This window comes from Streptomyces hokutonensis (assembly GCF_000376565.1).
GTDB lineage: Bacteria > Actinomycetota > Actinomycetes > Streptomycetales > Streptomycetaceae > Streptomyces > Streptomyces hokutonensis.
Genome location: NZ_BARG01000084.1, coordinates 75466 through 81574 on the forward strand (window position 1 = coordinate 75466; position 6109 = coordinate 81574).

Below are 6109 nucleotides of genomic sequence, written 5' to 3' on the forward strand. Positions count from 1 at the left end.
TCACCACGTGTGCCGGGGCCGCGCCCGCCTGCCGAACAGCAGGCCGCGCGGTTCCGGCGGCGGGGGAGTGCCCGCCTTGAGCGGCCAGGCCAGCAGCATGCCCGCGATGAAGCCGACGACATGCGCGGCGTACGCCACGGTGCCGGCCTCCGAGACGCCCTCCCCGGCCGAGTAGAACGCCTGGAGCACGAACCAGAAGCCCAGCACCAGCCAGGCCGGCAGGCGCAGCGGCAGGAAGAACAGGAACGGCACCAGGACCCACACCCTGGCCCTCGTGTACAGCACCAGATAGGCGCCCAGGACACCGGCGATCGCCCCGGAGGCACCGATCAGCGGGTCGGTGGAATCCGCGTTGAGCAGCGCGAAGCCGTAGCCCGCCGCGTATCCGCACACCACGTAGAACAGCGTGAAGCGGATGTGGCCCATGCGGTCCTCGACGTTGTTGCCGAAGATCATCAGGAACAGCATGTTGCCCAGCAGATGGATCCAGCTGCCGTGCAGGAACATCGCGGTGAAGACACTCAGGGGCGCCGACTTGTCGTAGCCCGGCGGCGCGACCGCGCAGCCGGCGCCTCCGGGGCCGTTCTGGACGGCACCGGTCGGGACCAGCTGCGGCATCTGATGGTGGATCAACTCCCTTGGCACGGCCGCGTAGTGGTCCAGGAACGCCTGGAGATGGCACAGCTGCGAGAGGTCGCTGCCACCCGCCACGGAACCCGCCATTCCGGGCGTGGCCAGGAAGACGAGCACGTTCGCGGCGATGAGCGCATACGTCACCCAGGGGGTGCGGCGCACCGGGTTCACGTCATGGACGGGGATCACCACAAGGGATTAGTGCCCCCGATCCGCGCGGCGAACCGGTGAACACCGCCGTCCGCCTGTGCGTATGACTCCTCAACCGCCCGCGGTGCGGGGAAGGCGTGTCGCGGGGACGACGTGAGGAACAGGCGATGAACGACCGGATTTCCCCTCAGATGACCGCCACGCCCGACGGCGAGGCCGAGATCTCCCTGGTGGTGCGCCTCCCCTGGGAGGACGTCGCCAGGCTCGGCCAGGAAGCGGGACGCCTCGCCGCGCAGATGCAGCGGCCGGTGACCCTGGACGAAGCGGTGAGCAACCGGCTGCGGACCAACGCGCTCGGCGCCCACGCCAAGCCCGCGGCGGCGGCACAGCCCGCCGCGATGATGCCGCCGAGCGCGTCGGTGTCCTCGCTGCCTGCCCGGCCGCCGGCCGAGCAGGCACGGCAGGCCATAGACCGCATCAACGGAACGGCGTAGGAACGTTCGACGAAGGCTGGTCAGGATTGTTCATCGAGGCCGGTCCGGGATCGTTGAACAAGACTGACCAAGGATCGTTCAACGAGGACCGGCCTGGACCTTGGCGGTCGCCTTTCGGGCCGCCACCAGGACCGGGTCCCACACGGGGGAGAACGGCGGCGCGTAACCCAGGTCCAGGGCCGTCATCTGTTCCACCGTCATACGTGCCGTGAGGGCGACCGCCGCGATGTCGACACGCTTCGCGGCGCCCTCCCGGCCGACGATCTGCACACCCAGGAGACGCCCGGTACGGCGTTCGGCGAGCATCTTCACCGTCATGAGGGAGGCCTCGGGGTAGTAGCCCGCGCGGCTGGTCGACTCGATGGTGACCGCCTCGAAACGCAGTCCCGCGCGGTGGGCGTCCTTCTCCCGCAGCCCGGTGCGCGCGATCTCCAGATCGCACACCTTGCTCACGGCCGTACCGACCACCCCCGGGAAGGTCGCATAACCGCCGCCCACATTCGTCCCGATGACCTGCCCGTGCTTGTTGGCGTGCGTCCCCAGGGCGATGTGCCGCTCCTGGCCGGAGACCAGGTCGAGCACCTCGACGCAGTCGCCCCCGGCCCAGATGTTCTCGTGCCCGCGCACCCGCATCGCCATGTCGGTGAGCAGCCCGTGGTGCTGGCCCAGGGGCAGCCCGGCAGCCTCGGCGAGGGTCGTCTCGGGCCGCACCCCGATCCCCAGCACCACCACGTCCGCCGGAAACTCCGCGTCCTCCGTGACCACGGCCCGCACCCGCCCGTCGTCCCCGGTGCGCAGCTCGGTGACATGGGCGTCGTTGACCATGGTGATGCCCAGGCCCTCCATCGCCTTGTGCACCAGACGACCCATGTCCGGGTCGAGCGTCGACATCGGCTCCTTGCCCCTGTTGACGACGGTGACGTCATACCCGCGGTTGACGAACGCCTCCGCCATCTCGACCCCGATGTACCCCGCCCCGACCACCACCGCGCGACGGCCACGCGTGCGTGCCAGCGAGTCGAGCAGCGCCTGCCCGTCGTCGAGCGTCTGCACCCCGTGGACTCCGGGCGCGTCGACCCCGGGCATGTCCGGCCGGATCGGCCGCGCCCCGGTCCCGATCACGAGCTTGTCGTACGGCGTCCAGGACTGGGCCCCGGAATCGACGTCCCGCGCGCGTACCCGCCCGCCCGCGACGTCGAGCTCCACGACCTCGGTGCGCATCCGCAGGTCGATGTCGCGCGCCCGGTGTTCCTCCGGGGTACGGGCGATCAGCTCCTCCGGAGTGGAGACGTCACCGCCCACCCAGTAGGGGATGCCGCACGCCGAGTACGAGGTGAAGTGGCCCCGCTCGAAGGCCACGATCTCCAGCTCGTCCGGCCCCTTGAGGCGGCGTGCCTGCGACGCCGCGGACATGCCCGCGGCGTCGCCTCCGATGACGACCAGTCGTTCCCGGGTACCCCTCGCACGGCTCATGTCCATGCGAACACGCTACGGGGACCGATGATTTCAGTCCTGTCCGCCCTGCTCCTCCTCGCGCGCCGGCGGGGCCGCCGGCAGCGGTCCCACCGCGGTGGCCGCGGGCACGGTCGCCGCCCGGCGCGGCCGTACGAGACGCAGCCACAGGACGACCAGCAGCGCCGCCACCGCGGCGAACGGCAGCACCGCGCCCAGGGCCAGGGCGATCCAGCGCAGCATCGTGACGAAGACGTGCCAGCCGCCCGCCACCGCGTCCACGAAGCCGGGGGAGTCGTCCTTGGCGGCGGCCTTCGCCACCGGGGTCTGCGACAGGGACAGGGTGATGGTGGCCAGGCTGGTGCGGTCCTTCAGGGAGGACTGCTGGGCGAGCAGCGCCTCCAGGTCGGACTCGCGGGTGCTCAGCTCGCCCTCCAGCTCCACCACGTCGCTCAACTTGGTGGCCCGGTCCATCAGTTCACGCACGCGTGCCACGCTGGCCCGCTGCGAGGCGATGCGGCTCTCCACGTCCACGACCTGGTCGGTGACGTCCTGCGCCTTCGCGGTCCGGTCGAGCAGCTTGCCCGCACCCTCCAGGTCGGCGAGGACCTCGTCGTACTTGTCGCTGGGCACCCGGAGGACCACCCGGGTGCGCTCATGCCCCTGACCGTCGCGGGTGGTCGTCTCGTTGCCGACGAACCCGCCCGCGTTCTCGGTCGTGGTGCGGGCCTCGTCGAGCGCCTTCGGTACGTCCTTGACCCGCACGGACAGCGAGGCCGTACGGATGATGCTGCTCGCGGTGAGCTTCGGCACGGACTTGGTGTCCCGGGCGTTGCCGCTGCCCGAGGCGCCCTCCTGCTGAGCGGTGCCGGGAACCGCGGCCTTGGCGCCCGCGCCGGCGTCGCTGGCGGAGGTCGCCTTGTCCGAGCTGCCGCTGCACCCGGTCAGCGCGAGCGCCGAGGCCAGCAGAAGCCCGGCCAGGGCCTGGACGGGCCGGACGGAGTGTCGTGTGCGCATGGGTCGGTACCCCCGGGGTTCGTCGTGACGACTGACGCACCTTCGACGCCGGGACCGGGCGGGACGTTGGCCGAAAACGGTTCCGATGAGGTCACGGTCGGAACTCGTGCCGGACACCGGGCCGGGGTCGGACTGTCAGCGGGGTCTGAGAGGCTGGGGGCATGCGCGAAGTGGAGACTCGTACGGGTACAGGGCATGTCGTCGTCATCGGCGCCGGGATCGGTGGCCTGGCCGCCGCACACCGGCTGCTGGACGCAGGCGTGCGCGTGACGGTCGTCGAGGCCTCGGACCGGGTCGGCGGCAAGCTGCTGCCCGGCGAGATCGCGGGCGCCCGCGTGGACCTCGGCGCCGAGTCGATGCTGGCCCGCCGACCCGAGGCCGTCGCACTCGCCCGCGAAGCAGGGCTCACCGACCGCCTCCAGGCGCCCGCCACCGCCACCGCCTCGCTCTGGACCCGGGGTGCCCTGCGCCCGATGCCCAAGGGCCACGTCATGGGCGTCCCCGGCACGGCCTCCGCCCTCTCCGGGGTCCTCTCGGACGAGGGCCTGCACCGCATCGAGCGCGACGCCGACCTGCCCCGCACGGAGGTCGGCGACGACGTGGCGGTCGGTGAGTACGTGGCGGCCCGCCTCGGCCGCGAGGTCGTCGACCGCCTCGTCGAACCCCTCCTGGGCGGGGTCTACGCGGGCGACGCGTACCGCATCTCGATGCGCTCCGCCGTCCCCCAGCTCTTCCAGGCCGCGAAGACCCACGACTCCCTCACCGAGGCCGTCCGGGGCATCCAGGAGCGCGCGGCCGCCGCACAGCAGACCGGCCCGGTCTTCATGGGCATCGAGGGCGGAGTGGGCCGACTCCCGCTCGCCGTCGCGGAGTCGGCCCGCGCGCGGGGCGCCGAGATCCTCACCGGGACACCGGTCACGGAACTCCGCCGGAGCGGAGCGGCCGGCTGGCGGGTCGTCGCCGGAGACCGCGTCCTCGACGCCGACGGCGTGATCGTCGCCGTACCCGCACCGGTCGCCGCACAGCTGCTGCGGGCCGAAGTGCCAGGCGCCGCCGCCGAGTTGGCCGCCGTCGAGTACGCCTCGATGGCCCTGGTCACCCTCGCCTACCGCCGCGCGGACGTCGAACTCCCCGAAGGCAGCGGCTTCCTGGTGCCCCCCGTCGACGGCCGCACCATCAAGGCGTCCACCTTCGCCTCCCAGAAATGGGGCTGGATCGCCGACGAGAACCCGGACGTACTGGTCCTGCGCACCTCCGTCGGCCGCTACGGCGAGACGGCGATCCTGGAGCGCGAGGACACCGGCCTGGTCGACGTCTCACGCCACGACCTGCGCGAGGCCACCGGCCTCGACGCCACACCCCTGGAGACCCGCGTCACCCGCTGGACCGACGGTCTGCCGCAGTACCCGGTCGGCCACCACGCGCGCGTGGCCCGCGTCCGCGAACACGTCGCCAAGCTGCCCGGCCTCGCCGTGTGCGGCGCGGCCTACGACGGAGTCGGCATCCCGGCCACCATCGCGAGCGCCTACGCGGCCGTCGAGCGGCTGACCGGCGACCCGGTGCCGAGCGCGTCCGGCGGAGCGGGAGAATAGCCCCATGAGCGACGACGCCCCCACCACCGAGTCCGGCCGTGTCCCGAACAAGGGCAAGCTGGCCAAGGACCTCAACGAGGTCATCCGCTACACCCTGTGGTCCGTCTTCAAGCTGAAGGACGTACTGCCCGAGGACCGCGCCGGATACGCCGACGAGGTCCAGGAGCTGTTCGACCAGCTCGCCGCGAAGGACGTCACGGTCCGCGGCACGTACGACGTGTCGGGCCTGCGTGCCGACGCCGACCTCATGATCTGGTGGCACGCCGAGACCGCCGACCAGCTCCAGGAGGCGTACAACCTCTTCCGCCGCACGAAGCTCGGCCGCGCCCTGGAGCCGGTCTGGTCGAACATGGCGCTGCACCGCCCCGCCGAGTTCAACCGCTCGCACATCCCGGCGTTCCTGGCCGACGAGACCCCGCGCAACTACGTCAGCGTGTACCCGTTCGTGCGCTCCTACGACTGGTACCTGCTCCCCGACGAGGACCGCCGCCGCATGCTCGCCGACCACGGCAAGATGGCCCGCGGCTACCCGGACGTCCGCGCCAACACGGTCGCCTCCTTCTCCCTCGGCGACTACGAGTGGCTCCTCGCCTTCGAGGCCGACGAGCTCTACCGCATCGTCGACCTCATGCGCCACCTGCGCGCGTCGGAGGCCCGCATGCACGTCCGGGAAGAGGTCCCCTTCTACACGGGCCGCCGCAAGGACATCGCCGACCTGGTGGCAAGCCTGGCGTAGCTGCCTTGTCTTGTGGCTTTTGGGGGCGCGGGGCT

The 6109-nt window shown here is 71.8% G+C and carries 6 protein-coding genes; 3 read left to right on the plus strand and 3 right to left on the minus strand.

Annotated features, from left to right (window positions below):
* Nucleotides 1-825, minus strand: coding sequence for a rhomboid family intramembrane serine protease (locus tag SSP08S_RS43560; RefSeq protein ID WP_019073946.1), 825 nt, complete (start codon nucleotides 823-825; stop codon nucleotides 1-3).
* A gap of 125 nt (nucleotides 826-950) precedes the next feature.
* Here SSP08S_RS43560 and SSP08S_RS43565 point away from each other — a divergent pair, with 125 nt between their 5' ends.
* Nucleotides 951-1277, plus strand: a complete 327-nt coding sequence (locus SSP08S_RS43565) for a hypothetical protein (protein ID WP_019073947.1) — start codon at nucleotides 951-953, stop codon at nucleotides 1275-1277.
* Nucleotides 1278-1355: 78 nt separating this feature from the next.
* Here the strand turns inward: SSP08S_RS43565 and SSP08S_RS43570 are convergent, their stop codons facing one another.
* The gene (locus SSP08S_RS43570) at nucleotides 1356-2756 is read right to left on the minus strand and encodes an FAD-dependent oxidoreductase (protein WP_019073948.1); all 1401 of its coding nucleotides are present in this window, start codon (nucleotides 2754-2756) and stop codon (nucleotides 1356-1358) included.
* A gap of 27 nt (nucleotides 2757-2783) precedes the next feature.
* Nucleotides 2784-3746: a DUF4349 domain-containing protein gene (locus tag SSP08S_RS43575; RefSeq protein WP_019073949.1), complete on the minus strand. Its 963-nt coding sequence runs from the start codon at nucleotides 3744-3746 to the stop codon at nucleotides 2784-2786.
* A 161-nt stretch (nucleotides 3747-3907) separates the two neighbouring features.
* Between SSP08S_RS43575 and hemG the strand changes: the two genes are divergently transcribed.
* Both hemG and hemQ read left to right on the plus strand, forming a co-directional pair.
* A complete protein-coding gene (gene hemG / locus SSP08S_RS43580) occupies nucleotides 3908-5338 on the plus strand; it encodes a protoporphyrinogen oxidase (protein WP_019073950.1) in 1431 nt (476 codons plus the stop codon).
* A gap of 4 nt (nucleotides 5339-5342) precedes the next feature.
* Nucleotides 5343-6074 (plus strand): hydrogen peroxide-dependent heme synthase, encoded by a 732-nt coding sequence (gene hemQ / locus SSP08S_RS43585; RefSeq protein WP_019073951.1) that lies wholly within the window; start codon nucleotides 5343-5345, stop codon nucleotides 6072-6074.
* Nucleotides 6075-6109 lie beyond the last annotated feature (35 nt).